Origin of the sequence: Kribbella sp. NPDC050281 (assembly GCF_040655855.1) — a bacterium.
GTDB lineage: Bacteria > Actinomycetota > Actinomycetes > Propionibacteriales > Kribbellaceae > Kribbella.
In genome coordinates this window covers 50,619-74,410 of the sequence record NZ_JBFAKS010000048.1, presented here as the reverse complement: position 1 = coordinate 74,410, position 23,792 = coordinate 50,619, and the positions used below count along the sequence as shown (strand labels likewise).

Annotated in this window: 26 protein-coding genes; 14 read left to right on the top strand and 12 right to left on the bottom strand. The window is 66.2% G+C overall.

The features are described 5' to 3' along the window. The 10 genes from AB0I34_RS37625 to AB0I34_RS37580 all read right to left on the bottom strand — a co-directional run. Positions 1-644: replication initiator (locus AB0I34_RS37625; protein ID WP_360455092.1), on the bottom strand; the 644-nt coding region annotated here is incomplete at its 3' end. A gap of 200 nt (positions 645-844) precedes the next feature. Beyond that, positions 845-1,126 (bottom strand): hypothetical protein, encoded by a 282-nt coding sequence (locus AB0I34_RS37620; RefSeq protein ID WP_360455089.1) that lies wholly within the window; start codon positions 1,124-1,126, stop codon positions 845-847. Positions 1,127-1,218: 92 nt separating this feature from the next. Further along, positions 1,219-2,229 carry a hypothetical protein gene (locus AB0I34_RS37615; RefSeq protein ID WP_360455086.1) on the bottom strand — a complete coding sequence of 337 codons (1,011 nt, stop codon included), beginning with the start codon at positions 2,227-2,229 and terminating at the stop codon, positions 1,219-1,221. After that, on the bottom strand, positions 2,229-2,549 hold the full coding sequence (locus tag AB0I34_RS37610) for a hypothetical protein (RefSeq protein ID WP_360455083.1): 321 nt from the start codon (positions 2,547-2,549) through the stop codon (positions 2,229-2,231). Before AB0I34_RS37610 ends, AB0I34_RS37615 begins: the two co-directional genes overlap by 1 nt. Then, positions 2,546-2,863: a hypothetical protein gene (locus tag AB0I34_RS37605; protein ID WP_360455080.1), complete on the bottom strand. Its 318-nt coding sequence runs from the start codon at positions 2,861-2,863 to the stop codon at positions 2,546-2,548. Before AB0I34_RS37605 ends, AB0I34_RS37610 begins: the two co-directional genes overlap by 4 nt. Then, entirely contained in the window at positions 2,860-3,078 is a 219-nt protein-coding gene (locus tag AB0I34_RS37600; RefSeq protein WP_360455077.1) for a hypothetical protein, read from the bottom strand. Before AB0I34_RS37600 ends, AB0I34_RS37605 begins: the two co-directional genes overlap by 4 nt. Continuing rightward, positions 3,075-3,917 carry an FtsK/SpoIIIE domain-containing protein gene (locus AB0I34_RS37595; protein WP_360455075.1) on the bottom strand — a complete coding sequence of 281 codons (843 nt, stop codon included), beginning with the start codon at positions 3,915-3,917 and terminating at the stop codon, positions 3,075-3,077. Before AB0I34_RS37595 ends, AB0I34_RS37600 begins: the two co-directional genes overlap by 4 nt. Next, positions 3,910-4,731, bottom strand: a complete 822-nt coding sequence (locus tag AB0I34_RS37590) for a hypothetical protein (protein WP_360455072.1) — start codon at positions 4,729-4,731, stop codon at positions 3,910-3,912. Before AB0I34_RS37590 ends, AB0I34_RS37595 begins: the two co-directional genes overlap by 8 nt. A 127-nt stretch (positions 4,732-4,858) precedes the next feature. Next, positions 4,859-5,206 (bottom strand): hypothetical protein, encoded by a 348-nt coding sequence (locus AB0I34_RS37585; RefSeq protein ID WP_360455069.1) that lies wholly within the window; start codon positions 5,204-5,206, stop codon positions 4,859-4,861. Positions 5,207-5,251: 45 nt separating this feature from the next. Continuing rightward, a complete protein-coding gene (locus AB0I34_RS37580; protein ID WP_360455066.1) occupies positions 5,252-5,572 on the bottom strand; it encodes a hypothetical protein in 321 nt (106 codons plus the stop codon). Between the two features lie 173 nt (positions 5,573-5,745). On the opposite strand from AB0I34_RS37580, the gene AB0I34_RS37575 reads away from it, so the two are divergent. Next, complete coding sequence (locus tag AB0I34_RS37575) at positions 5,746-6,591, top strand: winged helix-turn-helix domain-containing protein (RefSeq protein ID WP_360455063.1); 846 nt, start codon at positions 5,746-5,748, stop codon at positions 6,589-6,591. Then, the gene (locus tag AB0I34_RS37570) at positions 6,588-7,277 is read left to right on the top strand and encodes an HAD family phosphatase (RefSeq protein WP_360455060.1); all 690 of its coding nucleotides are present in this window, start codon (positions 6,588-6,590) and stop codon (positions 7,275-7,277) included. Before AB0I34_RS37575 ends, AB0I34_RS37570 begins: the two co-directional genes overlap by 4 nt. A 26-nt stretch (positions 7,278-7,303) precedes the next feature. Here the strand turns inward: AB0I34_RS37570 and AB0I34_RS37565 are convergent, their stop codons facing one another. Both AB0I34_RS37565 and AB0I34_RS37560 read right to left on the bottom strand, forming a co-directional pair. Continuing rightward, positions 7,304-8,416: a hypothetical protein gene (locus tag AB0I34_RS37565; RefSeq protein WP_360455057.1), complete on the bottom strand. Its 1,113-nt coding sequence runs from the start codon at positions 8,414-8,416 to the stop codon at positions 7,304-7,306. Positions 8,417-8,420: 4 nt separating this feature from the next. Next, a complete protein-coding gene (locus AB0I34_RS37560; protein WP_360455054.1) occupies positions 8,421-8,915 on the bottom strand; it encodes a DUF4365 domain-containing protein in 495 nt (164 codons plus the stop codon). 614 nt (positions 8,916-9,529) lie between these two features. Here AB0I34_RS37560 and AB0I34_RS37555 point away from each other — a divergent pair. From AB0I34_RS37555 to AB0I34_RS37500, 12 genes are all read left to right on the top strand, one after another. Continuing rightward, positions 9,530-11,113 carry a DUF262 domain-containing protein gene (locus AB0I34_RS37555; protein WP_360455052.1) on the top strand — a complete coding sequence of 528 codons (1,584 nt, stop codon included), beginning with the start codon at positions 9,530-9,532 and terminating at the stop codon, positions 11,111-11,113. A 469-nt stretch (positions 11,114-11,582) separates the two neighbouring features. After that, complete coding sequence (locus AB0I34_RS37550) at positions 11,583-12,260, top strand: uracil-DNA glycosylase (protein ID WP_360455049.1); 678 nt, start codon at positions 11,583-11,585, stop codon at positions 12,258-12,260. 734 nt (positions 12,261-12,994) lie between these two features. Next, entirely contained in the window at positions 12,995-13,696 is a 702-nt protein-coding gene (locus AB0I34_RS37545; RefSeq protein ID WP_131352983.1) for a DUF969 domain-containing protein, read from the top strand. Then, entirely contained in the window at positions 13,693-14,664 is a 972-nt protein-coding gene (locus AB0I34_RS37540; protein WP_360455045.1) for a DUF979 domain-containing protein, read from the top strand. Before AB0I34_RS37545 ends, AB0I34_RS37540 begins: the two co-directional genes overlap by 4 nt. A 10-nt stretch (positions 14,665-14,674) precedes the next feature. Beyond that, a complete protein-coding gene (locus AB0I34_RS37535; RefSeq protein ID WP_360455042.1) occupies positions 14,675-15,652 on the top strand; it encodes a DUF2891 family protein in 978 nt (325 codons plus the stop codon). 297 nt (positions 15,653-15,949) lie between these two features. After that, positions 15,950-17,149, top strand: coding sequence for an ROK family transcriptional regulator (locus tag AB0I34_RS37530; protein ID WP_360455039.1), 1,200 nt, complete (start codon positions 15,950-15,952; stop codon positions 17,147-17,149). Further along, entirely contained in the window at positions 17,146-18,399 is a 1,254-nt protein-coding gene (locus tag AB0I34_RS37525) for a 6-phospho-beta-glucosidase (protein ID WP_360455036.1), read from the top strand. The genes AB0I34_RS37530 and AB0I34_RS37525 overlap by 4 nt, the downstream gene beginning before the upstream one ends. Continuing rightward, the gene (locus AB0I34_RS37520; protein ID WP_360455033.1) at positions 18,390-19,394 is read left to right on the top strand and encodes a BadF/BadG/BcrA/BcrD ATPase family protein; all 1,005 of its coding nucleotides are present in this window, start codon (positions 18,390-18,392) and stop codon (positions 19,392-19,394) included. Before AB0I34_RS37525 ends, AB0I34_RS37520 begins: the two co-directional genes overlap by 10 nt. 32 nt (positions 19,395-19,426) lie before the next feature. Then, positions 19,427-19,957 (top strand): hypothetical protein, encoded by a 531-nt coding sequence (locus tag AB0I34_RS37515; protein WP_360455030.1) that lies wholly within the window; start codon positions 19,427-19,429, stop codon positions 19,955-19,957. A 213-nt stretch (positions 19,958-20,170) separates the two neighbouring features. Further along, on the top strand, positions 20,171-21,604 hold the full coding sequence (locus tag AB0I34_RS37510) for an SLC13 family permease (protein WP_360455027.1): 1,434 nt from the start codon (positions 20,171-20,173) through the stop codon (positions 21,602-21,604). Between the two features lie 27 nt (positions 21,605-21,631). Further along, positions 21,632-22,882 carry a CoA transferase gene (locus AB0I34_RS37505; protein ID WP_360455024.1) on the top strand — a complete coding sequence of 417 codons (1,251 nt, stop codon included), beginning with the start codon at positions 21,632-21,634 and terminating at the stop codon, positions 22,880-22,882. Next, positions 22,879-23,784, top strand: a complete 906-nt coding sequence (locus AB0I34_RS37500; protein WP_360455021.1) for a hypothetical protein — start codon at positions 22,879-22,881, stop codon at positions 23,782-23,784. Before AB0I34_RS37505 ends, AB0I34_RS37500 begins: the two co-directional genes overlap by 4 nt. Positions 23,785-23,792 lie beyond the last annotated feature (8 nt).

The following is a 23,792-nucleotide window of genomic DNA, read 5'->3' as shown; positions in this document are numbered from 1 at the left end:
TGGTCGTAGCAGTCCAGGCACAGCGGTGTGCCGAGGATCTTCTCGCCGTCGCGGTGGGTCTGGTGGCAGCGCAGGTCGACACCGTGCGGACACGGGTCGGGTTCGCGGCGGGGTCGGCACGGCCGGTTGCGCAGTTGCCCGTCGCGCGTACGGATGGCGCGGGTGCCGTGGACGGGGCCGAAGGTGGGGGCGGTGAAGGTGACGAACGCGGACGGGTGCTGCGCGACCGAGGCGGGGATGCCTTTGCCGCCTGCGAGGCCGGCCAGGACGAGTTGGTAGGTGTCGCCCCGGTAGGTCTCGGCACAGGACGGGCAGACAGCGGCGCGGCGGTTGCCGCAGGCCTTGTAGATCACGCCGTCGGGCATCTGGTCGGTGTGCCGGGTGGAGATGATCCGGCCGGTCCGGTCGGACACGATGTGCGATTCACCGCGAAGTTGGACAGGCCGGACGCAGCCGCCCGCGGAGCCGGTGTGCTCGAGCCAGGCGTCGTAGTTGGCGGTCGAGGCCGCTCGAGCGATGGCCTCCTCGAGCGCCGAGGCGGGGTTCTGCCGCTTGCCAGGGTCAATGATGGGTCGACGGGTCTCGATCGCGAGGAGCGGGTCTTGGAGGCCGCTCACAGGTCGTGTGGAATTGGTGACGGTCATGGGCGGGCTCCTTTCGAGACGATTGGTTCGTTTGATGTTTGGGCTTGGGCACCGAGGAGGTTGGCTGGCTCCGTTCGGGATTGGGGCCAGCTCGGCGTTGGTGGCTGGGGACCAGCGGCGGGCCGCGGGTCCTTCCCGGCCAAGAGTCTGGGGAGGCTACGGGGAGTTGGTCGGGGGGACTCGTGGTTGCCGGTGACGTGTCAGGCGGTGGGTGTGGGGGCGGGTTCGAGTTCGGGTGTGCCGAACAGGTGGTAGCCGCAGCCGATGCAGTAGCGGCCGGCCACGCGGTCGTTGTCGGGGTTGCCGGTGGGGTCGAGGAGGACGACGAGGGTGTAGTCGTCGCCGGGTTCGAGGACGGTGGGGCACCAGTCGTGGCCGCCGAGGTGGTCGGCGGCGACCCAGTCACACAGGAACTCGTGGTCAGCGATGGCGCGGTGAGCGACGAGGTTGGCGTAGGCGTTGATGTCGATGACGGTGGTCATGGGTGGTGCTCCGTTCGATGGGATGGGTGTTCGGTGTTCGCCCTCACCCCCGGGTGATCGCCCAGGGATGGGAGCCAGCAACGAACCGGGGTCTATTCGTCGGGTTCGAAGGTGGATTCGCAGATGCCGCAGGTGATCTCGCCTTCGGCGAGGACTGCTTTGGCGACGCGGATGCGGCGGGGGCATTGGCATGCGCAGGCGACCGCGTTGTTGTTGTTCTTCTTGGCCTGTCCGCCGAGGGCTTCGGGGTGGCGGTAGGCGATGAGTGCGTTCTTCAGGTCAGCGAGAACGCCGCTGTAGGTGATCGCTGTCTGCTTGCGGAGGGTGCAGGGTGACCAGCCGATCTTGGGGTCCTTGGTGGCGTCGAGTCCGAGCTCTCCTGCGAGTTCGGCGAACTTCTGGTTGTGCCATCGGCCTTGGCGGCTGGTGTCTTTGATCTCGCGGACATCGGCGAGAGCGTGTGCTGCTTCGTGGAGCAGGGTGGTGAAGACCTCTTCGACGGGTCGTTTGAGTCCCTCGCCGGAGATGAGGACTTCAGCCAGGCGTTGTTCGCCGTGCTGCCACCGAACGGGTGCGAAGTGCCCGTACTTGGCCTGCTTGGTGGCAGTACCGGAGCCGACGATGAGCACAACAGCCGGGATCTCGGTGTGATTGGTCCGGATGGCCACCCACGCGGCTTCGAGCGCGGAGACCAGTTCTGCGGTCGTGTACTCGGCTTGACGCTTACGTGTCAGTCGCGCCTTGGGGGACCCGGTCCGGGTCTTGGTGGTGGTCTTCTTGGCTCGTTTGACGGTGACCGTGACGGCGGGATGGCTGGCTCCGGTGGAGCACTCACGGAGCTTGTTGCGGACCGCAATCAGTGAGGCATAGCCGGTTGCCCTGCCGCCTTCCGTGGCGCGGACGTGATCCATTCGCTGCTGTACGGCTTCCAAGGCCGCTGTCGGGCTGCCGTTGTAGGTCGCGGTGGTCTTCGTGACCGTCCACCCGTCGAGGCCTGTGAGGGCCCGGGTGTTGTGCCAGGTGAGGCCGGTGAGCTTCGTCGTAGTGGCCGGCCTTTCCGAGCTGGCCGCTGTCGCGGTGGTCGGACTGTTGGCTGTAGGCATCAGGCGTCACCTCCGCTCGTGACGACTCGTCGGATCTCGCTGATGTGTCGTTGGCAGATGAACGGGAGGTTGTCGTAGCCGAGGAAGACGAACCACCAGTTGGGGTCGCTCTGGCCGAGGATCGTTCCCTGGTACCAGCCCCAGGCGGGGTCGCAGTAGCCCTTTGGGATGTCGCCGTGGTAGTCCAGATCTCCGAACGGGGTCCAGACTTTGGTGCCTTCGGGCAGCCGCCCGTCGCTGTCGATGAGTGCGTCGGTGTCTTGCAGAAGACGTTTCCAGCCGTCGTAGACGGCGGACAGGCGCGGTCGGGTGTCGCTCATGGCTGGTCCTCCGTCCAGTCGTCGGGTACGTAGACCTGGTCTTGGGTCCAGGTGTCGGTTTGGGTGGCGTGCTGGACGAGGTGTTCCTCGAGGAGCGCGCGGGCCTCGTAGCAGGCGTCGATGAGTTGGCTGAGTGCGGTGACTGAGCCGGTGATGAGTTCGATCTCGATCGGGGTGTTGCCGAGATCGATCGCGACCAGAGGGGATTGGCCGTTGCAGGCGAGGTTGATGCCGGCCACTGCGTCGTCGGTGAACTCGTAGCCGATGTACATGCGGTCGTTGCGTTCGCCGCCGGATGCGTCGTAGTAGGTCATGTCCCCTCCTCGTGACGGATGAACAGCTGGTGCCAGGTGCCGTGGTTGGACAGGGTCTGGCGGCGGTTGCTGCGGCATTCGAGGCAGCCGGTGGGGGTGGTGTGGCTGTAGACGATGTAGCCGCAGTCGTGGACGTAGGCGTACTTGTTGGCCTGTGCGTCGAGGAGTGCTGCGTAGCCTGTGTCGAAGTCGGATTCGACGCCGATGGTGGTCATGCGGCCCTCCTGAGATGGGCGGCCCGGCGTACGAGCTTGTGGACATGGGGATCGGTGAGGAAGGCGCTCTTGATGCGGCGAGGGATGCCGCCTTCGGCCAGGAGCAGGCCGACGCCGAGGGCATCGGGCGAGATCTGCTTGGCGGAGTAGCCTTCTTTGGCCCAGCCGGTTCCGAGGATGATGTCGCTGGACGAGTCGGTAGTGCAGCGGAACGCGAGCCTGTAGGAGAACAGGTCCCGCAACGAGGTGGGGACGATGTCTGCCGAGGGCCGCTGGGTTGCGGCGACGACGATGATGCCTGCGGCGCGGCCGCGGGCGACGAGGTCACGGACGAGGGTGACGAATTCCTTCTGCTGTTCGGGGGTGCCGACGGTGACCGAAAAGTAGGCCAGTTCGTCGATAGCCAGCAGGGTCGCGCGGTAGCCGTCTTTGGGGGTGATCTTCTTGCGGCTGGTCTGGGCCAGGTGCAGGTAGCGCTTGTCCATCTCGGCCTGCAGGCCGCGGAGCACCTTGAGTGCTCGGGTGATGTTGTTGCCGACGAACTCTTTGGCGATCGGCGCGTAGGGCAGCAGTTCGACGAGTTTGCCGTCGATCAGGACCAGGTCCACGTCGGTGCACAGTGCGGCGTGCGAGACGATGTTGCCGAGTGCAACGGACTTGCCGGAGCCGGGTTCGCCGCCGAGCAGGACGTTGCGGTACATGAGAGGCAGGTGAACTCCCCTGCCGCGTGTGTCGACGCCCAGGTAGGCGGGGTCGTAGATCGAGAGCGCACCCTTGGGTGCGGGGGTGGCCCCCGACTTGCGCCGGGGGAACACCTTGCGTGGGTTGAGGCTAGACATAGTCGGACACGTCTTCTCCGTTGGCGCCCAGGATCACCGTGTGGTTGTCGTCCACGGCTGCGGTGGTCTTGGTGCGAGTGGTTTTGGTGCGGCCCGACGTGACGGTGTCGGCTTTGGCCGGCGGTTCACTGGTGGGCTCGCTGGGGGCGTTCTCCGGGGTGATGAAGGCCAGGAGAGCGTCGTCGGCGACTGCCGCTTCGGGCATGCCGCTGGTGTCGTCGAGCAGTGGCGAGGTGATGTGCTTCTTCGCCAGCGGGTCGCGCCGGTCGATGTCGAGGCGGATCAGCGAGGCGTAACGCTCGCTGCGCGAGATCGCGGCGGTGCGTGCCCAGCACGCGGCGGCGATGGTTTCGGCCTTGTTGTCCAGATCTTCGGCGGACAGGCCGGGACGCATCCACAGGTAGACCGCTTCGCCGGTCTTGGTCGAGAAGCAGCCGACGATGAACGGCAAGTTCCCCGAGTAGTTCAGGGTCCGCATCTCGGTCAGGCACGCGCGGATGCGGTGCCGGGTGATCACGCACCAGCAGCGGTTGCGCAGGAACCGGCGTACCGGCCGGACAGTCAGCACGACAGGTGCGGGTGCGGCCATGACGAGTGCTGCGGGGACGGGATCGAACTCCCAGCCGCCCGGCGTGACGAGGTGGTAGTAGACGACCGCCAGCGCGGTCAGACAGGCAAGCTCCCAGCGCCAGCGCCACAGGGTGAGCGCGATGATGACGGGCAGCGTCTTGGACGGCCGGGTGATGGTTTCGACGGCACCTCGCGAGGTGCTGCGTACTCGACCGGTCGAACGCTTACGGGTAGATTTGGGCATGACAAGACCTCCCGATCAGGGGGTTGAGTCAGGAAAGACACCAAGCCGGGACGGGTTTCCTAGGCCAGTGGCCCGACTTGGCGTCTCGTTTCCAGGGAGCGGCCCTTTCGAGGGCCGTTCTTGGTTTCTAGCGGTTGTTCAGCGGCGTTGACACGTAAGCGTCAGCCGCAGTGGCCTCACTCGAAGCCGACTTCCAGACCGCGTACGCATAGTCGCGTGCGGCGTACAGATCGAGGCGGCGGGTGTGCGCCTCGCGGTACAGATCCAGCAGTTGCCAAAACGCCTCCGAGGCGTAGACGGCAAGCGCATCGTTGCTGATCGCAACGACAGGTTCAGCCCGGTTCAGGCTGCTGGCGATGCTCTCGTCCAAGAAGACGAGCACCAGTTCGATCTCGACGATTTCGTTGCACTTGGCCACGTACTCGGCCTGTGCCTGATTCGCGGTGACGGTTCGATCATCCATCGGTTGCGGCATGACTCCCCCAGCTGAGCAGTTCACGAAATCACGGGCGAGTGGAGATCAGGACTTCGCAGAACCCGTCGCCGGGTTGAGGGTCTTGGCCCGGTACGCGACACCGTTCCGCCCATTGGTGGCCCACGGCATGGCCTCAAGCTCGACCGGCGCGACGACGGAACCAACGTTGACCTTCGGCATGGCATTGCCCGCCAGAGTCACGTTGATCACCTCGCCGCCCGTCTCGTCGAGCGCCATCACCTGAACCGACCAGAGCAGCTCGTTGGTGTTCCGGTCAGCCTTCTGCCGGCCGTTCTGGTCCTTCTTCTCCTCCACCGCCTTGGTGACCGTGAACGTCTTGCCCGTGGTGTCGATGGTCAGCTTCATGAGGATCGCCCTTTCTGGCGTCACTAGTGGCATCCCTGTGATGCCGCTGAGTAAGCGAGCTAGCCTCGCTAGTCAGCTTTTCATGAAGGCTAAGCTACCTAAGCTGCCTAGCCAGGTCAACCACCTGTATGGGTGATTCCTAGGCTGCCTAGCCAGGCGGTAGCATCGAAGGCATGGAGCTCGACCCGAATGACCCGCGTCCGCCGTACAAGCAGGTCGCCAACACCTTGCGTGCGGCGATCCTCACTCACCGGTACAACGCGGGCGAGAAGCTGCCGTCCCAGAACGATCTGGCGACGCAGTACGGGGTTGCGCGGATGACTATCCAGCAGGCGCTCCGACTGCTGCGAGACGAAGGGCTGATCGTCTCCCGGGCTGGCAGCGGTGTGTACGTCCGCGATCGTGCCGACCAGGCGGTTGGCCTCAGGCCAACCATCGAGCGTGCATTCGAGCGATCGCGGGTGACAGTCGACTTCGCCGGTCTAACCGGTGAAACGCTCCTCGGAGCGCTAGAGGAGCCTCTCGACCGCATCAGGCGAGGAAGGCTCACGCCGGAGTCGATCAGCATCCGGCTGCTCCTGCCAGACATGTCGCAGCCCTTGGCTGTTCCCTCGCGGGCCGGAAGCAAGCCGGGAGATGATCCGGCTGTCCGCAATCGAGCCAAGCAGATCGCACACCGATCGGCCGGCCAAATCATCGAGTCCATCGAGGAGCTCGGCACCATCGGACTGGTACCCAAGACCAGCGTCGAGTGCCGCGTTGTCAGCCTCCCGATGATGTTCAAGCTGTACCTCCTCAACGACGAGGAGGTCTTCTTCGGCTTCTATCCCGTGGTTCAACGGGAAGTCGCGATCGATGGGAAAGAGATGCCCATCTTCGACGCAGTAGGGAAGGACACCGTGCTCTTCCATCATTCCGTGACCGACGACGACCGAGCGACCGGCTCGCAGTACGTCGACCAAGCCCGAATCTGGTTCAACAGTCTCTGGGGCACGATCAGCAAGACCCATAGCCCGTGACCGCCGACTCCCCTGCATCTGCCCTCCGCTCAACCCAAGCCGTGCTCCTGGACTTCGACGGCCCAGTCTGCTCGGTCTTCGCGGGATACCCAGCACCACAGATCGCAGACGAACTACGCGCCCTCATCCGCGACGCGATTGGGGATCTCCCGGACGAGATCACCGACGCAAATGGTCCGCACGAGGTCCTCGGAGCATCCGCAAGCCTTGGCAACGATGTGTGGCAACGAGTCGAGGAAGCCCTGCAAGTCGCCGAGGTTAAAGCTGTCGAAAGCGCGACCCCGACACCGGGCGTGGCTGAGTTCCTAGAGATATGCCGTTCTGCCAAGCGACCGGTCGCCATCGTGAGCAACAACTGCGAAGCGTCTGTACACAAGTACCTCGAGCAGGCTGGCATCGCCGATCACATCCGCCACATCGAGGCACGTGACCCTGTCCACGTCGAGAGGATGAAGCCAAGTCCCTTCCTCGTTGATCGAGCGGCAGCGGCACTCAGCGTGAGTCCTGGCCGATGTGTGCTAATCGGCGACCAGCCAAGCGACGTTGCCGCGGCCATCGCCGCTGGCACGCGGAGCATTGGCTACGCGAACAAGCCCGGAAAGGCCGGCGATCTCGCCCAGGCTGGTGCTGACTCAGTGATTGGTGACATGAACGACGTTGCTGCACTGATTGGCGTCGCGAGCTAGCAGCGCAGATTCGCTCATGGATGGCGTCAGAACAGAGTCTGACTCCATGCGTCGATCCGTCCGGGAGCGTCCATCAAGAGCTCCGACTTGAACTGCTTCGCGTCACCTTGGACCAGCACGGTGGCCCGGTTCCGATACCAGCTGATCGCTTCATCGTGCTGTTCCTCTGACAATGCAACCCGCATACGGGTTTTGCGCTCACGGAAGTAGGTATCCAGTACGAAGAAGAAGGCCCCCTCATCGCCGCGACCGATCTCCAAGATCGGGCCGGAGTAGACCGCAGAATGGAGCGGTTCTGGACGCGATAGCCGCTTCGCCAGCGACAGTAACTGGGGCCGCGAGGCGCGCTCTACGTTGACCGAGCCCGGGAAGGTCTCAGTCTTGCCGAAGGCAGGAGACCACTCAAAGTTGAACTCGACCTCCTCGACCGTAGGGCTCTTCATCACCTGATGAAGAGAGTCGCAGAGCTCTTTAGAAACACCCACGCTCGACGCATCATCCAGGTCTGCGTTCGAGAGTTCATCGATTGGTGCATGAGTGAGGCTGACAGTAGTGGCGAGGGCGGTGGCAAGCGTCCGAGTGACACGCCGCTCGAACGGCTCAGGAATCACTGAGTCCGGATCGTAAACCAGGGTCGAATCCTCGGCACGTTCAAGAGTGATGTACAGCGGGAAGACGAACGAGCCATCCTCCGTGTGTGCCAATTCCGCATCCCTCGCGAGCGCTTGTGCCTCCGGCCGATACCGTCGAGCGACACTCCACCCAGGAGTGATTGCGCTCGTTCCAGAAGCGGAAATCATCCGGCGACCGTTGCGCAGCGCTTCAGTAGCTGCGCCCAGTGGTACCCGGCCGCTGGGAAGAGCCGTTCCTATCAGTCGCAACTCGATGCGGTCTGTTAGCGGAGACAGCAAGCGCTTGAGGACGTCCTTTGATGAGCGACCCATCGCCTGAGCCACGCGGCTGGCAACTCCTTGTGCGACGATCGCATCTTGTCCGAGCGTGCGCGGGATCGCCACCGTCACATCGTTCAGCTCAAGCAACTCCCCAAGAGGCCCCTGACTCCTCAGCGTCCAGCCCGAGTCCATCAGCCAAGTTCTGAACAGCTCGACGTGGCGCTGACGCAACTCGGCAGTCTCCACGTCGTCACGCTCCCTCTCCATAGCCCTTGTTCAGATCGTCGTGCCATGCACCGACAGTCTGCACGGTGAACCTCTGCGCCCTGTCTAAGGCCACGCTGGTTGCATCGGGATCCAGGTTGTCGATCCTCGCCCACAGCGCGTAGGCCCCAGCGAGCGTGGCGCACGGGTCGTACTGGAACCATTGGTCGACCTCCTTCTCCATCAACACTAGGATGAAGTATGTCGGCTGCCCATTGCGGCGCCACTTCTGCCGCCACTTCTCCTCGATCCCAAACGAGATGAGACCATGCCCCTTCTGCAGGCTGTAGTGAGTTGAGCCCTTGATCTGCACTCGGACGTCAAACGAGTGATACGAAAGCCATCCGTCGATCGCCAGGACGTCCTCCCCTGACGGCGGCTCAGTGAATCCGATATGGGCTTGTGAGCAGACCTTTCGAACGTAGGCCACTGCGTAGCGCCCAACCGCTGCGGACAGATTCAATGTCTGATGATCCAGCACGATCCTTCCCCTCCCCAGTGATCGCTCGCACAACTAACCGCGGATCGCTATCAATCATCCAGGCGTGACGACCAACCGTCTGTGCAGACCGGAGTGTCTGTCTGTCCTCCTCCGGCCTGACAAGTTTCTCTACGTCTTCAAGACGGGCCCCTCCAGGGCCCGAAAGCGCGCCGCCACCACAGGGCGGGACGCCTGCCCGCCGCTCCGCTTCGCTGCGCTCTGGGCGCGTCCCTTGGCTTGGCGCGCACGTGACAACAGGGTGCCGGGTCGAAGGCAGCAGAGCTCACCGCCAACGATCGACACCCCGTCTGTGCGGCACTCGTCGGTATGGCCGGCCACTCACGTCGCCCCCTGATCCGAACCGCCCCCGCTGGTCTGTGGGTTCCCGCATCGCCCCGCTAGCAATCATGGAAGGGACGGCCCGGCCCGGCACGCGTCAAGGGCGCCTCCGGCGTCCCTCCGGGATCTCCGACCCTTGACCCGCACCGCACCGAACCTAAGGTCGGCAGCTAACGGGGCGATGCTCGGAGGTCTGTCGAGCTCTGGTGCCTCTGCGATCAAGGCCGCGCCGGTACAGGCCTACTGACGGTGCGGCGATGATCTACCCTCAGTCCGTGGCCGATCATCTGAGCATCCAGGACGCGATAACTCGACTCCTGCAAGGGACCATCCGAATTCCCGGGTTCCAGCGAAAATTTGTCTGGCCACCCAACAAGGCCGCACAACTTATGGACTCGATCTATAAACAGTACCCAATCGGATCCTTACTCCTCTGGCGGACTTCATCTCGTCTACGCAGCGAGAATCGACTCGGCGTCTTTGATCTTCCCGAACCCGAAAAGCAGTGGCCAGTCGACTATGTACTAGATGGACAACAACGGCTCACCTCAATTTTTACGACATTCCAGCGGCGCCTACCAGCCAAGGATCTCGACCCTGAAGCGTGGTTACCCATTTACTATGATTTCGCTGCCGCCGCCGATGCCCAGGAGTCGCGCTTCGAGGCTCTGGAATCTAACGCTGCCGACCCGGAGCGATATTTCCCGCTCTCGACCTTCTTCGAGCCCGTGGAGTTCTCCCATTTGACTCGCGATCTAAGCGAGGAACAACACAGAGAGATAGCAGAAGTCCAGCAGCGGTTCCTGACGTCACTGCTGCCGATTCAGACTTTTGAGACGGAAGACCGAACCAGCGTGGCGATCGTCTTCGAACGGGTCAACCGGATGGGGATTCCCCTCGATACCTACCAACTGCTTACGGCCTGGACCTGGAGCGACGACTTCGACTTGCAGGGAAGCTTTCAGGAGATGGCGCAAGATTATGAGAGCTTCGGATTCGAAGACGTTGGAGATGACAGCGATCTCATGATGCGATGCTGCGCTGCCGTACTGACGCATGATCCGTCGCCAAACAAGTTGGTATTGCTGCGTGGCGCGGAAGTTCGCGAACGCTTCGAGACGGTCAAGATCGCAATCAGCCGCGCAATTGACTTCGTGCGAGATAATTTCCATGCTCGCCACGTTCGCTTCCTGCCATATCCCGCGCTTTTGATTCCGCTCGCTGCCTTCTTCTCGATCGACCAACACCGACCCGTGACGAGCCGAGAGCGGGAAGTTCTTGTCCGGTGGTTCTGGAGATCCTGCTTCAGTCATCGCTATAGCGGGAATCCGCAGGGCTTCCTTCGACGTGACATCGTGGCAGCGGTAGCGCTACGCCGCGGGCAGGACCACAGTCTCGCAGAAATGAACGCATCTATCGAGCCAAGTTTCTTCATCAACAATGCTTTCCAGCCTCGGACCGTTGCAGGACGAACGTTGATCCTTCTCCTAGCATCGCAAAGCCCACGTTCACTCCTTTCCGGAGAGCTCCTCAATCTGAATGAGGTTCTGTCGGAGCCAAATAGACGTGAGTATCACCATTGTTTCCCTCGGGCATTCTTGGCCTCATCAGGACGGACTACCGCAGCAATCAACGCTCTCGCAAATTTCGTCCTAATCTCGCGTGCGGATAACAGAGTTCTAGGTGGCGTTGCCCCATCCGAGTATCGAAAGCTTCTCGCGGACAACCTGGACGAGGTTCTTGCGTCAGCCATGTTGACGCACTCGCTCTTCGATGATGACTATGATGCTTTTATCAAGATTCGTGCCAATGTCCTGGCTAAGAAGGCCCGCGTACTCGCTGGCGTAGATGCTGTTTAGCAATTCTGCAGTGATGGCTATACGCCTGGACTCATCGGGAACGCAGATTGAACGGTTGACTCATACGTGTCAACGACACCCTGTGGATAACGAGCTCGGCGCACGCTCGATCAGTGCCAGACTGAGGAACAGGTCCGGCGAGGCCACAGATCCAGCCCCTGGCCCAAAGCCACAGGGCGAGCAACGGGAGGAGAGGTGTCGGCAGGCCACCGGACCACCTACGGCATGGTTGCGTCAGCGGTTGCAATACACCGGTGTCCGCACTTGTTCGGGGAGGGCCAAATCCCTTTAGAACAAGGAATTCCAGGACTGTGGCGACCCAGCGCGAACAGTAGATGGCCAAGCTCATACCTTTGCGGGGCCGGGTCCTTTGTACCGTGGGGCGCAAGGCCGGGGGCTGACCAACACGCGAACAGGTGTCGACAACCCGAGGTGCGCGGGTGGGTGGGGTGCTGCGAAACTGTGGCGGGTGAGCCCGAAGACGTTGACGGATTTGGTGGCGCCGGACTGGGCGGAAGCGCTGGCGCCGGTGGAAGAGACGGTCGCACGGATGGGCGAGTTCCTCCGGGCGGAGATCGCGGCCGGGCGGCCGTACCTGCCGGCCGGGGAGAACGTGTTGCGTGCGTTCAAGAGTCCGCTGCAGCAGGTCAAAGTGCTGATCGTCGGCCAGGATCCGTACCCGACGCCCGGCCACCCGGTCGGGCTCAGCTTCTCGGTGGCGCCGGATGTCCGGCCGATCCCGCGCAGCCTGGCCAACATCTACCGCGAGCTGATGGCGGACGTCGGCGTACCGGCTCCGTCGAACGGCGACCTGACGCCCTGGGCCGAGCAGGGCGTGCTGATGCTCAACAGAGTGCTCACCGTGCAACCGGGCAAGTCCGGCGCGCATCGCGGCAAGGGGTGGGAGACCGTCACCGAGCAGGCCATCCACGCGCTGGTGAACCGCGGCGGTCCGCTCGTCGCGATCCTGTGGGGCCGCGACGCCCAGACCCTGAAGCCGATGCTCGGCAGCACGCCGTACGTCGAGAGCGCGCACCCGAGCCCGATGTCGGCCGACCGCGGCTTCTTCGGCTCCCGCCCCTTCAGCCGCGTCAACGCCCTCCTCGTCGAGCAGGGCACCACCCCAATCGACTGGCGCCTCCCCTAACCGATCCTTCACTTCCCGTAAATCCACGCCTTCACCGACCGCATCCCGGCACCCTCACCCGCCCGCACCACCACTCGCGTCTCGTGGGCTGACCCACCAGGCAGCGGGTCCGCCAACCGCACACGGATAGCCCACCCACCGTCTCGTGGGCTGACCCACCAGCCGGCGCCCCGACCAGCCGCCCGAGCCAGCACCAGCCCCCGTCTCGTGGGCTGACCCACCAGCCGGCGCCCCGACCAGCCGCCCGAGCCAGCACCAGCCCCCGACTCGTGGGCTGACCCACCAGGCAATGGGTCGGCCAACCGCACACGGATAGCCCACCCACGCTCTCGTGGGCTGACCCACCAACCGGCGACCCGACCAGCCGCCCGAGCCAGCACCAGCCCCCGACTCGTGGGCTGACCCACCAGGCAATGGGTCGGCCAACCGCACACGGATAGCCCACCCACGCTCTCGTGGGCTGACCCACCAGCCGGCGCCCCGACGGCGAGCTCGCGGCGAAGGCGGACGGTGTCGTGCCGGTCGAGCACTCGGCGGACGGTGTCGTGCCGGTCGAGCACTCGGCGGACGGTGTCGTGGCGGTGGCTCGGCTGTGGGATCTGATCGTCGGCGGGTAATCGCTCTCCTCCGTCGAAACTTGTTTGAATGATGCATTGCAGGATCGTTCAACAATCTCTTATGGTGGCCGGACTCGCGTCAATCGATGCAACACCGTTCCGTCCCCGGGAGGAACCATGTGGGTTCTGCTCGCCATCGCGGTGGTCGTCGTCGGGTTCGCCCTCCGGCTGAACTCGATGCTGGTCGTGACCGCGGCCGGCATCGTGGCCGGCCTGATCGGCGGCCTGTCACCGGTCAAGATCCTGAACGCCTTCGGCGACGGGTTCGCCGGCAGCCGGTCCGTCACCGTCTTCATCGTCACGCTGCCCGTGATCGGGCTGATCGAGCGCTACGGCCTGCAACACCAGGCCCGCAAGCTGATCGGCAAGCTGAAAGTCATGACCACCGGCCGGCTGCTGGCCGTCTACCTGCTGATCCGGCAGGGTACGGCGGCCCTCGGCCTGACCAGCATCGGTGGTCCCGCCCAAGCGGTCCGGCCGCTCATCCATCCGATGGCTGCCGGTGCCGCGGAGCGCCGCTACGGCTCGCTCTCGGAGCGGGTGCAGGAGAAGATCAAGGGCTTCGCCGCCAGCGCCGACACGGTCGGGCTGTTCTTCGGTGAGGACATCTTCGTCGCGATCGGCTCGATCCTGCTGATCACCGGCTTCGTCGACACGACGTACGGGCTGCACCTGGAGGCGATCGACATCGCGCTCTGGGCGATCCCGACCGGCATCTGCGCGCTGCTCATCCACGGTGTCCGGCTGTTCCTGCTGGATCGCCAGCTGGACAAGCTCGCCGCCGAGGACCGGGCGAACGCGAAGGAGGTGGCGCAGTGATCAAGGTCGAGTGGTTCTACTGGCTCTGCGGCATCTTCTTCGTCCTGATCGCGGCACAGGTGATCAACGACCGCAGCAACCCGAAGCGGATCGGCTCCGCGGCCTTCTGGGGCATCCTCGGTCTCTCGTTCGGCTACGGCACCTTCGTGGTGAACAAGCAGGCGCCGTCCTGGCTGCTCGGCATCGCGGTGATCGGACTGGCACTGCTGGCCGGAGCCGGCTTCCCCGGCCGGGGCAAGGAGCGCACGACCAGCCCGGAGGAGCGGATGCGCTTCGCCGACCGGTTCGGCAACAAGCTCTTCCTGCCGGCGCTGGTGATCCCGGTGGTCGCGGCGATCTTCGGCGCCTGGCTCGCCAAGGTGCATGTGGGTGACGGCAAGCTCCTGCTGCAGTCCGGCTCCGCCACCATCATCGGCCTCGGCGTCGCCTCGCTGCTCGCCCTCGCGGTCGGAATGGTGCTGCTGAGGCCCAAGTCCCCCGCGGTCCCGCTGCACGAGGGACGACGGTTGCTCGAGCACATCGGCTGGACCGCGATCCTGCCGCAGATGCTGGCCACGCTCGGCCTGCTCTTCAACGCCTCCGGCGTCGGCACGGCGGTCGGCCGAGTGACCGACCACCTGATCCCGAAGGGCTCGCTGATCGCGGCGGTGGCCCTGTACTGCATCGGTATGGCGGTCTTCACGATCATCATGGGCAACGCGTTCGCCGCGTTCCCGGTGATGACGGCCGCGGTCGGCTGGCCGCTGCTGGTGCAGCAGTTCGACGGTACGCCGGCGGTCGTGTTCGCGATCGGCATGCTGGCAGGCTTCTGCGGCACCCTGTGTACGCCGATGGCCGCCAACTTCAACCTGGTCCCGGCGGCGCTGCTCGAGATGAAGGACCAGTACGGCCCGATCAAGGCCCAGGTCCCGACCGCGGTTCCCTTGCTGGCCTGCAACATCGTCCTGATGTACGTCTTCGCCTTCTAGAAGGAGCCCCATGAAGTACGCCGCCGCCTGGGCCGCCATCGCCTGTGAGGTGCTCGAAACCCCGTACCCGTACGGTTCCGCCCACGCGTCGGTGAGTCCGGACGACGTGGACGTGACACCGGCTCGGTTGCATCCGGCGTTCCACGGCTCGTACGACTGGCACTCCAGTGCACACATGCAGTGGTCCCTGGTCCGGTTGCTCACGCTGGCACCGGACCAGGCCGGCCACCGCCCGATCGAGGTGCTCGACCAACGACTGACCCGGGAAGCGATCGCGACCGAGGCGGCGTACCTGCGGGATCGCCCGTCGTACGAACGCCCGTACGGCTGGGCCTGGGCGGCGATGCTGGTCGCGGCCGCACACAAGTTGCCCCAGGCAAAGAACTGGGCGGACGCCCTGACCCCGCTCGGCGACACGATCGCCGACCTCGTGCTCGGTTGGCTGCCACGCCAGGCCTATCCGGTCCGGCACGGCGTCCACCTGAACAGCGCGTTCGCACTCGCCTTGCTCCTCGAGGCGTACGACGACCTCGACCGCGCCGATGTGGTCGACGCGATCCGCGCCCGCGCACTCGAGTGGTTCGGCGCGGATACGGCGTACGACACGCGCTTCGAACCGTCCGGCACCGACTTCCTGTCGCCGGCGCTGACCGAGGCGGAGTTGATGCGTCGCGTGCTGCCGGCCGACGAGTTCACCACCTGGCTGACTGCCTTCCTGCCCGGCCTCGGCGGTGACGCGCACCAGCACCTGCTGGAGGTGCCGATCACCGACGACTCCGGCGACGGACAGCTCGCACACCTGTCCGGGTTGGCGTTGTCCCGCGCCTGGCAGCTCCGCACCATCGCACCCGCACTGCCTGAGGTTGCTGAGGTGCTACGCCAAGGAGCAGACCGTCAGCTCGAGGCAGTCCTGCCGACCGTGACCGATGGCGACTTCATGTCGACGCACTGGCTCGTGTCGTTCGCCCTGCTGGCGAGTCAGGCGTAGGCACTCTCGCCCAGCTGCGCCACAGCTGGGCGTGTACGACCCACCGTCGGCCAGCAGCGACTCGTGCGTACCGGACTCGACCACCCGTCCGTGGTCCAGTACGACGATCCGGTCCGCTTGCTCGGCTCCCTCAACAACTCCCCAGGCGACATAGTTAGGTGACCCTAACCCACCGGGAGTGATTGACACCTGTGCTGGTCCGCCGTACGGTCTCGCGTTAATAGGAAACTTTCCTAACAGTCTTGGAGATCAGCGAGCCGACCACACGGGAGCGGCGGAGGGAGGCAGGGTTAGCCCATGGCAACGACACCCGGAACTCCCCGCCTGCTGCGGGCGATGAACGACCGCGCCGCCCTGGACCTGCTGCTGTCCCAGGGCCCGCTGTCCCGCACCACCCTCGGCCACCTCACCGGCCTGTCGAAGCCGACCGCGTCGCAGCTGCTCGCCCGGCTGGAAGCCGCCGGCCTGGTCCGCGCCAGCGGCACCAGCGCCGGCCGCCCGGGACCGAACGCCCAGCTGTACGAGATCAACGGCGGCATCGCGTACGTCGCCGGCCTCGACGTCACGCCGACCCGGATCCGCTCCGCGGTCGCCGACCTGACCGGCAAGGTGGTCGGAAGCTACGAGCTGCCCACCCCGGGCCGCAGCGCCAAAGGGACTGTCGAACGTGTGCTCAAGGCGATCGACGGCGCCGTCGGTGAAGCCGGGCTGACACGCGAGCGACTGCGCCGCGTCGCGATCGGCACGCCCGGTGGGTTCGACCCGACCACCGGCCGGCTCCGGTACGCGACCCACCTGCCCGGCTGGCACGCCCCGCGCCTGCTCGACGAGCTGGCCGCCGCGATCGCCGTACCGCTGGAGGTCGAGAACGACGTCAACCTGGCCGCCGTCGCCGAGCAGCAGATCGGGCACGCCCGGGACACCGGCAACTTCGTGCTGCTCTGGGGCGAGGAGGGCATCGGTGCGGCGGTGGTGATCAACGGCCGGCTGCACCGCGGCGCGACCGGCGGCGCCGGCGAAGTCGCCTTCCTGCCGCTGCCCGGTACGCCGCTGGTCCGCAACGTCGGTCGCAACAACGCAGGTGGCTTCCAGGAGCTCGCCGGTGGCGAACCTGTACTGGAGCTGGCCCGCTCGCACGGCCTGAAAGCGCGGACGCCCGAGGCAGCGATCGCAGCCGCGCTGCAGAGCGAGGGCGCCGGCGACGCAGTCCTGGCCGAGTTCGCCCACCGGCTCGCGGTCGGTCTCGCAGCGATCGTCGCGGTCGTCGACCCCGAGCTGATCGTCCTGGCAGGCGGTGTGATCACGGCCGGCGGCGAACGCCTGCGCGGCCTGGTGCAGGACGAGCTCGCGGATCTCGCCGTACCCCGGCCGCGCTTGCTGCTGACCGCGATCCACGTCGACCCCGTGCTCTCCGGCGCTCTGCAATCCGCCCTGAGCGTCACGCGTGACGAAGTGTTCGACACCGCAGGTCCACCCATCCCGCAGGAGCCCGGATGAAACTCACAGTCGTAGGCGGCGGATCCACCTACACGCCCGAACTCGTCGACGGTTTCGCCCGGCTGACCGACTCGCTGCCGGTCACCGAGCTGGTCCTGGTCGACCCGGACGCCGACCGGCTCGAGCTGGTCGGCGGACTGGCCCGCCGCATCTTCGCGAAACAAGGTCATCCCGGCCGGGTGATCACCACGTCCGACCTCGACGCCGGCATCGACGGCGCGGACGCCGTACTGCTGCAACTGCGGGTCGGCGGTCAGGCCGCCCGGAACGAGGACGAGACCTGGCCACTGGAGTGCGGTTGCGTCGGCCAGGAGACGACCGGCGCCGGCGGCCTGGCGAAAGCGCTGCGGACAGTACCCGTCGTCCTGGACATTGCGGAGCGAGTACGGCGTACCAATCCGGACGCTTGGATCATCGACTTCACCAACCCCGTGGGGATCGTGACGCGGGCGCTGCTGTCCCAGGGACACAAGGCCGTCGGGTTGTGCAACGTGGCGATCGGGTTCCAGCGGCGGTTCGCCGCGATGCTGGGTGTCACGCCGGACCAGGTGTCGTTGGACCACGTCGGACTCAACCACCTGACGTGGGAACGCGCCGTCCGCGTGAACGGCGAGGACATGCTGCCGAAACTGTTCGCCGAGCACATGAGTGAGCTCACCGACGACCTCTACCTGCCGGCGGAGGTGCTGCTGCAGCTCGGCGTCGTGCCGTCGTACTACCTGCGCTACTACTACGCGCACGACGAGGTCGTGCAGGAGCTGCTGACCAAGCCGTCGCGAGCCGCTGAGGTCGCCGCCCTGGAGAAGCAACTCCTGGAGATGTACGCCGATCCGATGCTCGACGAGAAGCCCGCATTGCTCGAGCAGCGCGGTGGGGCGTACTACTCGGAGGCCGCGGTCGCACTCGCGTCGTCGCTGCTCAACAACATCGGCGATGTGCAGGTCGTCAACGCCCTCAACAACGGCACGCTGCCGTTCCTGCCGGACGACGCGGTGATCGAGGTGCCGGCAACGATCGGTGCCGAAGGCCCCACACCAGAACCGGTCGCACCTCTTGAGCCCTTGTACGCCGGCCTGGTCGCTCATGTCACGGCGTACGAGGATCTGGCGTTGGACGCCGCCATCAAGGGTGGATCGGAGCGAGTGTTCGAGGCCTTGCTCGCCCATCCGCTGGTCGGGCAGATCTCCATCGCGCGCGAGCTGACGGACCGGCTACTCGCGCACAACAAGGCGTATCTGCCATGGGCGTGACGGTCGCCGGCGGCGTACTAGCCTTCGACGCAGGCAACAGCAAGACCGATGTCGCGCTGGTCTCGGCCGACGGGACAGTCCTCGGTACGGCGCGCGCCGGCGGGTTCGAGCCGCAGATCGTCGGAGCGGACGCTGCCATCGCCGGGCTGGAGCCGTTGGTGCGGGCTGCCGCGGCGGAGGCCGGGCTGACGCTCGGCGACGTACCGCTGGTGCAGCAGATCTCCGCATGCCTCGCGAATGCGGACCTCCCGATCGAGGAGGAGCGGTTAGCCGCTGTTCTCGAGTCCTACGGTTGGGCGGAGTCGGTGTACGTCACCAACGACACCTTCGCGCTACTCCGCTCGGGCGTCGACGAGCCGCGCGGTGTCGCGGTCGTGTGCGGCGCCGGGATCAACTGCTCCGGCCTGTTGCCGGACGGACGCACCGCTCGGTTTCGCGCGCTGGGCAAGCTGACCGGCGATTGGGGCGGTGGGCCACAACTTGCCGAGGAGGCGTTCTGGTCGGCGGCCCGCGCCGAGGACGGCCGCGGTCCCTCGACCGCACTGTCGACCGCACTGCCCGCGCACTTCGGGCTGCCGACACTGAGTGCGGTGATCGAGGCGTTCCACTTCGGCGATCTGCCGGCAGAACGCCAACTCGAGGCCGGACCGCTGCTGTTCGAGGTCGCCGCGGCCGGCGACACCGTTGCGCTCGGGGTGGTGCAGCAACAGGCCGAGGAGATCGTCGCGATGGCGGTCAGCGCGCTACGGCGACTCGACCTACTCACCGAGCCGGTCACGGTCGTCCTCGGCGGCGGGGTACTCACCGCCGGCCACGCTGTCCTGGTGGATCGCGTCGTACGGCTGCTGGCCGAGGTTGCCCCGAAGGCGGTGCCCAAAGTGGTCGACGTACCGCCGGTGGTCGGGGCGGCGCTGCTCGGGCTCGACCACACGGGGGCGTCCCCGGCGGCACAGGCCAGGCTGCGGGCGGCGTTCGCACCATCTCCGGCCGCTTGAACGTCTCTTGATTGAGGTGTAATCATGATTACATGAGTACACAGACAGAGAGTGAACGGGTGAGAGGCTGGCTGACCGGACGGCTGCCGGCCGAGTGGTTCGAGGGTGAGCCGGAACTGAGCATCGACCGGGACGAGATCCTGATCGTCGGGCGGATCGCGGCGCCCGAGCAGAGTGACGACGTGAGCGCGGCCGAGCGGTCGGCCGCCGAAGAGGGCCGGATCAAGCAGTACCGGGAGGACACCCGGGAGCGCCGGATCGAGATCGCCCGCGAACTGGAGCACGCGACCCGCCGCAAGGTCGCCTGGGGTGTGCGGTGCGGCGAGACCCGGACGGTGTTCACGTCCCTGTCCGCGCCGGTGATGACCCGGCTCCGCCAGCCCGAGCGCCAGGTCCTCGACACTCTCGTCGACGCCGGCGTGGCCCGCTCCCGCAGCGACGCCCTCGGCTGGTGCGTCAAACTCGTCGCCCAGCACAGCGAATCCTGGCTCGCCGACCTGCGCGACGCCATGACCAAGGTCGAGGACGTCCGCCGCGCGGGCCCCGACGCCGCGACCGACTGAGTACTCGGAGCAGTAGCTACAACTTGAGACCTTGATCACCCGTCGCCACGGCGGCCGCACCCTCTGGGAGCGGCCGCCGTTGTCGTTGTACGGAGATTCCGGGAACGTGCCAGGTTCAACCTCTTGCCTACTTCGTGGGTCTATGTTCACATTGTGAGCCAGAAGATGTCCGCACTGTCCCCGCGATCCCCCGTTCGAAGGACTTCTGCCCCCATGACTTCTGACGTCGGAGTACTGATCAACACCGCGGTGGCGATCCTCGCCATCGTGGTCCTCATCGTCCGGTTCCGGGTCAACCCGGTGATCTCGCTGGTGGTCGGGTCGCTCTATCTCGGCCTGGTCAGCAAGCTCGGGCTGGACAAGTCGGTCGAGACCATCACCAAGGGCTTCGGCGACATCATGGCCGAGGTCGGCCTGCTCATCGCCTTCGGTGTTCTGATGGGCTCGATCCTGCAGGAGCTCGGCGCGATCGAGCGTCTGGTCAAGCACCTGCTCCAACTGTTCGGCCCGAAACGGCTGCCGTACTCGATGGCGCTCACCATCGCGACGCTGCTGCAGTCGATCTACCTCGACGTTCTGCTGGTGATCTCGGCTCCGCTGGCCCGCTCCGCGGCGAAGCGGATCGGCCCGCTGGGCAACGCCCGGATGGCGACCGCGCTGGCGATCGGCCTGGAGTGCGGCATCGTCTTGATGGTCCCCGGCGTCGGCGCGCTGGCGCTGTCCGCCCTGCTGCACGTCCCGCTCGGGAAGATGCTGCTCTGGGGTCTGGTCCTGATCATCCCGACCGTGCTGATCGCGATCACGATCATGACGTTCCTCTTCCGCCGCGGCTTCTGGAACGAGGCCGTGGACGAGCAGCAGGCCGTCGCGGGCGAGGCCGTCGCGATCGAGGAGGACGTGAAGGAGACCGTCACCGTCGGCGGGGGCAGCGGTTCGACGGACGTACGACGTACCGGCTCGGCGGGTGGCACTGGTGATGTCGCCGACGTGGACGAGACCGGCCAGCCGCCGCTGTTCGTGCTGTTCGTCCCGCTCCTGTCGGCCTTGGTGCTGACCGGCTTCGGCGCGATCGCCGAGGCCGCCGACTGGGAGAACAAGGTCGTCGCACTGATCTCGGACCCGGTCGTCGCGTTGCTGGTCGGCCTGGTCGGCACCTGCCTGATCGGCCGGTACGCGATGGGACAGCCGCGGGTCGAGAAGGCGATCGCCCGCGGGTTCAAGGAGAGCGGCCAGATCCTGATCCTGACCGCGGTCGGCGGTTCGCTCGCGGCGGTGGTCGCGGCCGGCGGCCTCGGCGACATCCTGCGCGGCTACTTCAGTGCGAACACCGTCGCCCCGCTCCTGGTGGTCTGGGTGATGGCCGCCGCGCTGCACGTCGCGGTCGGCTCGGTCACCATCTCCGCGATCACCGCGGCCGGCATCCTGGCGCCGATCGCCCCGGCGCTCGGCCTCGACCCGGTGCTGATCGCACTGGCCGCCGGCGCAGGCTCGCTGTTCGCGGTGCATGTCACCAGCAACACCTTCTGGCTGCTGCAGGCACTGATGGGCCAGACCACCCGCGGCACGTTGAAGAGCTGCACGATCGGGGTGTCGGTCGCCTCGGTGGTCGCCATCCTCCTGCTGATGCCGATCAGCCTGCTGTTCTGACCCACCAACCCTTGGAGAAGCACTGCTATGACCACGAGCGAGTCGCCGGCGCCACTGGCCGGAGTCCGGGTCCTGGAGCTGGGCAACTACATCGCCGCCCCGACGGCCGGACGCCTGCTGGCGGACTTCGGCGCCGAGGTGATCAAGGTCGAACGGCCCGGCACCGGTGACGAACTGCGCAACTGGCGGTTGTACGCCGGGACCACGTCGCTGCTCTTCCGCACGATCAACCGCAACAAGCAGTCGATCGAGCTGGACCTGCGCAGCGAGTTCGGCCGCCGGACGGTGCTCGATCTGGTCCGGCACTGCGACGTCGTACTGGAGAACTTCCGGCCGGGCACGCTCGAGGCCTGGGGCCTTGGCCCCGAGGTACTGAGCGCGGCGAACCCCGAGCTGGTGCTGACCCGGATCTCCGCCTTCGGGCAGACCGGGCCGATGTCGGACCGGCCGGGCTTCGCGGCGGTCGCCGAGGCGCACGGCGGCTTCCGCGAGCTGGTCGGTCACCCGGACCGGCCGCCGGCCCGGGTCGGCATCTCCATCGGCGACTCGATCGCCGGCCTGTACGCCGGCTTCGGCTCGGTGATGGCGCTCTTCCAGCGCGACGTCCGGCGTACGGCGGGACTGCCGCCGGCGCCGCTGACCGAGCGGGTGATCGACGTGGCGCTGAACGAGTCGATGCTGTCGATGATGGAGTCGCTGATCCCCGACTACGAGGCGTACGACGTACTGCGGGAGCGGATCGGCGGCCGGATGGAAGGCATCGCACCGTCGAACGCATACCTGTGTCAGGACGGCGACAGCATCATCGTGGCCGGCAACGGCGACCGGATCTTCCAGCGGTTGATGGGACTGATCGGTCGTGCCGATCTCGCCAACGACCCCGACCTGCGGTCGAACGCAGGGCGATGGGCGCGACGGGACGAGTTGGACGAGGCCATCGGTGCGTGGACGGCCGGACGGTCGGCGTCGACCGCGATCGAGGAGCTCGAGCAGGCCGGGGTCCCGTGCGGACCGATCTACACCGCGCGGGAGATCAGCCAGGACGAGCAGTACGCCGCTCGGGCGATGATCCAGCGCTTCGACGTCTCCAACGGCGCAGAGGTACTGAAGGATGTCGGGTTCCCGGGTGTGGTCCCGGTGATCGGCAAGCAATCGCTGCCGATCCGCAGCCTCGGGCCCGACCTGGGCGAGCACACCGAACAGGTGCTCAGCGGGCTGCTCGGCCTGACCGCGGCAGAGATCCGGCGCGGGATGCAGGACCTCGAGGAGGCGTCGTGAGCGTCGTACTGCGCGATGTGACGCTGCGGGACGGCCTGCAACTCACCGGCAAGCCGTTGTCCGTGGCCCGGAAGGTCGAGATCGTCAGATCCCTGCTGGCGTTGGGGGTTCCGGCCCTCGAGATCGGCTCGATGGCACGGCCGGACCTGGTGCCGGCGATGGACGGAACGCTCGACGTGATTCGCGAGTTGACGCCGGCGGAGCTGGAGAAGTGCTGGATCTGGGTCGCGACGCCGCGCCACGTGGCGAGGGCGGCCGAGGCCGGCGCGCGGAACTTCCAGTACTGCCTGTCGGCGTCGGACAAGCACAACCAAGCGAACCTCGGCCGCTCGACCGAGGACAGCCTGGCTGCATTGCCAGAGGCGCTGGAGCTGGCGGCGGATGTGTCGGGCGAGGTCCAGCTGTGTATCGCGACCGCCTTCACCTGCCCGTTCGAGGGTGAGGTCCCGCCCGGCCGGGTGCTGGACATCGTCCTCGATCCGCGCACCGACGGGACCAGCGACGTCGTACTCTGCGACACGCTCGGCCAGGCGATCCCGGAACAGGTCCACCACCTCGTCGGCCGGACGGCCGCCGTCGACGACCGGCCGATCGTGTACCACGGCCACGACACCTGGGGACTCGGCGTGGCGAACAGCCTGGCCGCGATCGATGCCGGCGCGACCGTCGTGGACGGATCGCTCGGGGGGCTGGGTGGCTGCCCGTTCGCGCCCGGCGCGGCGGGGAACACGGCGACCGAGGACCTGGTGTTCGCGCTCCGGCCGGACTGGCTGACCCCCGCGAAGTTCGGCGAGCTGGTGCGGCTGGCGGGCGGGCTGCTGGCCGAGCTCGGCGAGCCGAACCGTTCCCGCGCGGGCCAGGGCGCACAGGCCAGTACGACGTCCTTTCCCTGGGCGTCGTGATCCGGAGT

Coding starts and splice junctions, on each gene's coding strand:
- AB0I34_RS37505 (WP_360455024.1), top strand. CDS start 21,632: ATGACCACGAGCGAGTCGCCGGCGCCACTGGCCGGAGTCCGGGTCCTG.
- AB0I34_RS37510 (WP_360455027.1), top strand. CDS start 20,171: ATGACTTCTGACGTCGGAGTACTGATCAACACCGCGGTGGCGATCCTC.
- AB0I34_RS37530 (WP_360455039.1), top strand. CDS start 15,950: ATGGCAACGACACCCGGAACTCCCCGCCTGCTGCGGGCGATGAACGAC.
- AB0I34_RS37615 (WP_360455086.1), bottom strand. CDS start 2,229: ATGCCTACAGCCAACAGTCCGACCACCGCGACAGCGGCCAGCTCGGAA.
- AB0I34_RS37610 (WP_360455083.1), bottom strand. CDS start 2,549: ATGAGCGACACCCGACCGCGCCTGTCCGCCGTCTACGACGGCTGGAAA.
- AB0I34_RS37525 (WP_360455036.1), top strand. CDS start 17,146: ATGAAACTCACAGTCGTAGGCGGCGGATCCACCTACACGCCCGAACTC.
- AB0I34_RS37520 (WP_360455033.1), top strand. CDS start 18,390: ATGGGCGTGACGGTCGCCGGCGGCGTACTAGCCTTCGACGCAGGCAAC.
- AB0I34_RS37590 (WP_360455072.1), bottom strand. CDS start 4,731: ATGCCCAAATCTACCCGTAAGCGTTCGACCGGTCGAGTACGCAGCACC.
- AB0I34_RS37580 (WP_360455066.1), bottom strand. CDS start 5,572: ATGAAGCTGACCATCGACACCACGGGCAAGACGTTCACGGTCACCAAG.
- AB0I34_RS37535 (WP_360455042.1), top strand. CDS start 14,675: ATGAAGTACGCCGCCGCCTGGGCCGCCATCGCCTGTGAGGTGCTCGAA.
- AB0I34_RS37545 (WP_131352983.1), top strand. CDS start 12,995: ATGTGGGTTCTGCTCGCCATCGCGGTGGTCGTCGTCGGGTTCGCCCTC.
- AB0I34_RS37605 (WP_360455080.1), bottom strand. CDS start 2,863: ATGACCTACTACGACGCATCCGGCGGCGAACGCAACGACCGCATGTAC.
- AB0I34_RS37585 (WP_360455069.1), bottom strand. CDS start 5,206: ATGCCGCAACCGATGGATGATCGAACCGTCACCGCGAATCAGGCACAG.
- AB0I34_RS37515 (WP_360455030.1), top strand. CDS start 19,427: ATGAGTACACAGACAGAGAGTGAACGGGTGAGAGGCTGGCTGACCGGA.
- AB0I34_RS37620 (WP_360455089.1), bottom strand. CDS start 1,126: ATGACCACCGTCATCGACATCAACGCCTACGCCAACCTCGTCGCTCAC.
- AB0I34_RS37600 (WP_360455077.1), bottom strand. CDS start 3,078: ATGACCACCATCGGCGTCGAATCCGACTTCGACACAGGCTACGCAGCA.
- AB0I34_RS37595 (WP_360455075.1), bottom strand. CDS start 3,917: ATGTCTAGCCTCAACCCACGCAAGGTGTTCCCCCGGCGCAAGTCGGGG.
- AB0I34_RS37575 (WP_360455063.1), top strand. CDS start 5,746: ATGGAGCTCGACCCGAATGACCCGCGTCCGCCGTACAAGCAGGTCGCC.